This is a genomic window from Paenibacillus sp. 01T422, from assembly GCF_056398785.1.
In genome coordinates this window covers 1-4,282 of the sequence record NZ_JBFTQB010000566.1, presented here as the reverse complement: position 1 = coordinate 4,282, position 4,282 = coordinate 1, and the positions used below count along the sequence as shown (strand labels likewise).

At 47.0% G+C, this 4,282-nt stretch carries 4 protein-coding genes; all 4 read right to left on the bottom strand.

All coding sequences use genetic code 11. The annotated features are described in order from the left end of the window. Positions 1–1,805, bottom strand: a 1,805-nt coding sequence (locus tag AC1DUA_RS26010; protein WP_477502527.1) for an FtsX-like permease family protein, incomplete at its 3' end; no start/stop codon positions are given. Then, a complete protein-coding gene (locus AC1DUA_RS26005) occupies positions 1,795–2,556 on the bottom strand; it encodes an ABC transporter ATP-binding protein (protein ID WP_477502526.1) in 762 nt (253 codons plus the stop codon). The genes AC1DUA_RS26005 and AC1DUA_RS26010, both read right to left, overlap by 11 nt. Before the next feature lie 98 nt (positions 2,557–2,654). Beyond that, the gene (locus AC1DUA_RS26000; protein ID WP_477502525.1) at positions 2,655–3,665 is read right to left on the bottom strand and encodes a sensor histidine kinase; all 1,011 of its coding nucleotides are present in this window, start codon (positions 3,663–3,665) and stop codon (positions 2,655–2,657) included. After that, the coding region (locus AC1DUA_RS25995; protein ID WP_477502524.1) for a response regulator transcription factor at positions 3,658–4,282 on the bottom strand (625 nt) is incomplete at its 5' end. The genes AC1DUA_RS26000 and AC1DUA_RS25995, both read right to left, overlap by 8 nt.

The following is a 4,282-nucleotide window of genomic DNA, read 5'->3' as shown; positions in this document are numbered from 1 at the left end:
GCGAAGTAACTATGAGCAAGGCCTACGACAAGCGGGATTCCGAAGTTAAAGAGCTGCTTGCGGCGAATCCCTTTTAATAAATCCTCCTGCGTGTAGCCGAGTTTTCGTAAAATCGTGTAGGTCGGTTTCTCGTCTTCGCTCTCATCCATCTGTTTGAAATACAGGATGCAGCCTGATGTGATCAGGAACGTAAGACCGAGAAAGCCGACAATGAACATAATTAGTCCCATTCTATTCTTTTGGTTCAGAATGCTATCTAACCGAGAGTCACCTCGATCATCTTTATCCATGCCTAACTCTCCGAAAATCTGATTAGCTGTTTGCAGCTCGGCCTCGTTCACAATATCGATGCCCTGATAGGTTGTGGACTTCTTTTGCAGCGAGGGTACCAGATCGTGTTTCAGTCGCTCGAAGACGGAGTTGTCTACGATGGCAACTGGCATGCCGCCGTTTGTGAAGTACCAAGAGACTATGGACTGCTTCTTCGAGCCTAAATAGGTGAACGGGGTTGTGATTTGCTGCCCGGCTAACTCGATTTGCCCTGAGCTTTTAAAACTCATAAATTTGCTCAACAGATCGTTGGTACCAGTAAATAAGGTTTGTTCGGGCGCCATGTCGTAGGAAGGCGTGTTTATGTCGCTGATCACGGAAAGCGACATGCTGCTCGGATCGACCATAAGTCCGTTCATATTGTCCGCCAGAATTCCCTTTATGTTAGCTTTTGCTTGTATCACTTCAATGGCTGTATCCCTATGTGAAATGTGATGGGCATCCAGCGCGGCTTTGAACTTGTCAGCATCTTCCTTTTGAGTGATGGAGAAATGGGACGGTACATCGTTTTTTGCTGTTTTTTCCGCGGAATAGTAGGCAATGTAGCTTAAAGACAGCAAAGCGATCGCTAATGCGGACACGGTTGTAATGACAGTCAGCAGCAGGGCATTGGATTTCATTCGGAACATAATGGAAGAGAGCGAGAGTACCTCACGGACATTCAAGTAGCCATTTTTGTTCTTGCGAATGACGTTAAGCAGCATGCGAACGGAACCTCTATAAAATAGATATGAGCCGATAATGACCGAAGCTAGAATAAAAATCATGGCTGTGAATAACTCGACCATTGTAGTGAAATCGCCGCTGAAGAGCTTTGATGAAACATAATACCCAAGCAGGATGAGCGTCATGCCGATCAATCCGAGAATGGCTTCTGCAAGGGACATCCGCTTTACTTTGATTTCGGTTGATGTGGAGACTCGGAACAACGACAGAATGGTTTGTCTTTTAATAAATACGTAGTTAACCAGCATGATTAGCAAATAGACCGCGACGAACACAACGAGTGTCTGGATTAGCGCCTGGGTCGAGAAGTGGAGCGTTGCGATGGCATTCACACCCGTAATTTGGAACAAAACCATCAGAATCAGCTTCGACATGGAGAATCCGATGAAAGTTCCTACAAGCAAGGAACCGAAATATAGGACGAAGTTCTCTGTACTGAGGATACGGAAAATGGATGTTTTCGTCATGCCGATCAACTGCAATAAGYCGATTTCCTTGCTGCGTCTTTTCACAAAGATGTTATTGGCATACAGATTGAAGATGGCGACAATCGCGACTAGCAGAACCGATGCTGATTTGATGGCTGCCGCTCCCTTGATCGAACCTCGGGTCTGATCCAGAGCGGGATCGTACTGCAAAGTGACGAAAGCAAAATATAGCGCGACACTGAACATCAGAGCGAATATATACAAATAATAGTGCTTGATGTTCGCTTTCAAATTTTGAATAATCAGCTGGTTAATACTCATTCTGCACACCGCCTAGAACAGCCTGAGTTTTCATAATGTCTTGAAAGAAAGCTTGTCTAGACTCCTGCCCTTTATAAAGCTGCGTGTACATTTGCCCGTCTTTGATGAAAATAACCCGGCTCCCGTAACTCGCGGCAACGGAGTCATGCGTGACCATGACGATGGTCGCTTTCCGCTTCTCGTTCATATCGCTCAGCTTATGCAGCAAATCCGATGCGGATTTGGAGTCGAGGGCACCAGTAGGTTCGTCTGCGAAAATAATACCCGGCTCATGAATGAACGCTCTGGCCGCGGAGGTCCGCTGTTTTTGCCCGCCTGAGATTTCATTGGGATACTTATCCTTGATTTCATAGATGCCCAGTTCAGTCGCGACTGCTTGGAACTTGGTCTCGGCGTCCTGCTTGGAAGTTTTGGTAATAGAAAGTGGCAGAAGAATATTTTCTTTGACGGTCAAGGTATCGAGCAGATTATAATCCTGAAAAATAAACCCCAAATGCCGCTTGCGAAACTCGGCTAACTGCTTTTCCTTCAACGTTGTAATTTCTTTGCCCTCGATTTGAATGGAGCCTTGGCTGACCTTATCTATGGAGGAAAGCACATTCAGCAAGGTGGTTTTCCCCGAGCCTGACGCGCCCATTATACTGACGAACTCTCCTTTTTCAATCCGGATATCGAGACCTTTCAGCACCTCTTGCTTGTTGAATTTGTTGCCATAGCTTTTATGGATTTTGACTGCTTCCAGAATTGTCATCTCACACACTCCTTTATTCGTTAGCTTTATTATAAAAAGAGCTGACCCGTTTCTCCCTCGATCGGGCGAACAAAGAAGAGAGGCATGTGACAAGGTTGTCACATGCCTGTGATGCGCATGACCTCATTCGGCTGGGGGAAGGTGAGGCTGAAGGTTGTACCTGTGCCCGGCTCCGAGATCACGGTTATGTGAATAAGCATCGACTCGGCGGCTTTCTTCGCCAAATAGAGGCCCATCCCCGTAGCGGCGCTGTCTTGATGCCAAGCTGTGGAGGTGAAGCCTTTGTCGAAGACACGCGGCAGATCCTTCGGCTCGATCCCGCGGCCATGGTCAATGACCTCAAGTACAGTCCGCTCGTTGCGGTGGCAGCTTCGGATGATGATATCCGCAGCATGAGGATCGCTGTACTTCACGGCGTTCGTCACCAACTGACGCAGAATGAAGGCGAGCCACTTGGCGTCGCTCAGCACGTCCGTCACTTCGAAATCAACGTCGAAGCCAATGCCTTTTTGGATGCACCATGTCTTTAGTGTCTTAATTTCTGCATAGGTCAATGATTCCAAATTCACCTGCTCGATATACAGGTCGTTCTCCATGAACGGGAGCCGCTTCTGATGAAGCTGCCTATCCAAGAGAAGGTGAATCCTTAGCCACTCGTAGGTTAATGCGGTCTTCATCGTCTCGTCTTCCAGACGGTCCATCATTAGCTGCATCGCGGTGAGCGGTGTTTTCACTTCGTGAATCCAAGCCAGTAAATCATCCTTCTCCTGTTCCAGCGCCACCTGATGCCAGGACGCAGACTGACGGAGATGCTCGGCTAGATTGATCATGCTAGTCTCTACGATAGCCTCCAAGGGACTATCCGCGCCTTCTATGCTGGAGAGGTCAAGGTTGTTATCTCGTTCCTCAAGCTGCTTGTAGAAATGAGTTTCTTTGTTGTAGCGAAAAATAAAGAAGATCAGAAATAACGTTGTGGTTAGAAAAACAATGTATAGAATAGGCCCAAACGGAATGGCCTTATCCAAAAAGGCAATAAGCAGAACAAGGGTCTGCGCGGATAAAAAGAAAAGGAGCCAACTTCTTCTTTCGATGAGATAACGTCTAATCATGGAAATGAGCCTCTTCTATGGCCATATAGCCTTGCCCGACCTTTGTTTCGATATAACGGCCTAACTCCAGTTCGTCCAGTGTTTTCCGAAGACGATTAACATTGACGGTTAAAGTGTTGTCACTGACAAACCGCTGGTCGTCCCAGAGGCTGTTAATAATGACGTCCCGACTAACGATTGTGTTCTTACGTTCGATAAGCACCTTAAGAATGAAAATTTCATTCTTCGTTAATTCGATCACACCGGCTTCGTTCGTCACCGTATTTTTCTCATAATCAATCGTTGCGCCGCACCAGGTTTTCAGCTTGATCGGTTCCGTATTGTAGTTATAGACCMGACGGAGAATAGCATGGATTTTGGCGATGAGCACGTCAAAATGAAACGGCTTCTGGATGAAATCATCGGCGCCAAGCTGCATCGACATCACCATGTCCGTTGGATGATCGCGTGAGGACAAGAAGACAATGGGGACATTGGAGTGAGTTCGAATCATTCGGCACCAATGGAAGCCGTCAAATTTCGGGAGTTGAATATCAATAATCACGAGATCTGGTTTCAAGGCTGCGAACGTTTCGATGACCCGGCCAAAATCCGTTATGCCATGCACATCGTAGGAC

Excerpts from the sequence above, each read along its gene's own strand:
- AC1DUA_RS26005 (WP_477502526.1), bottom strand. The coding sequence starts at position 2,556 with ATGACAATTCTGGAAGCAGTCAAAATCCATAAAAGCTATGGCAACAAA.
- AC1DUA_RS26000 (WP_477502525.1), bottom strand. The coding sequence starts at position 3,665 with ATGATTAGACGTTATCTCATCGAAAGAAGAAGTTGGCTCCTTTTCTTT.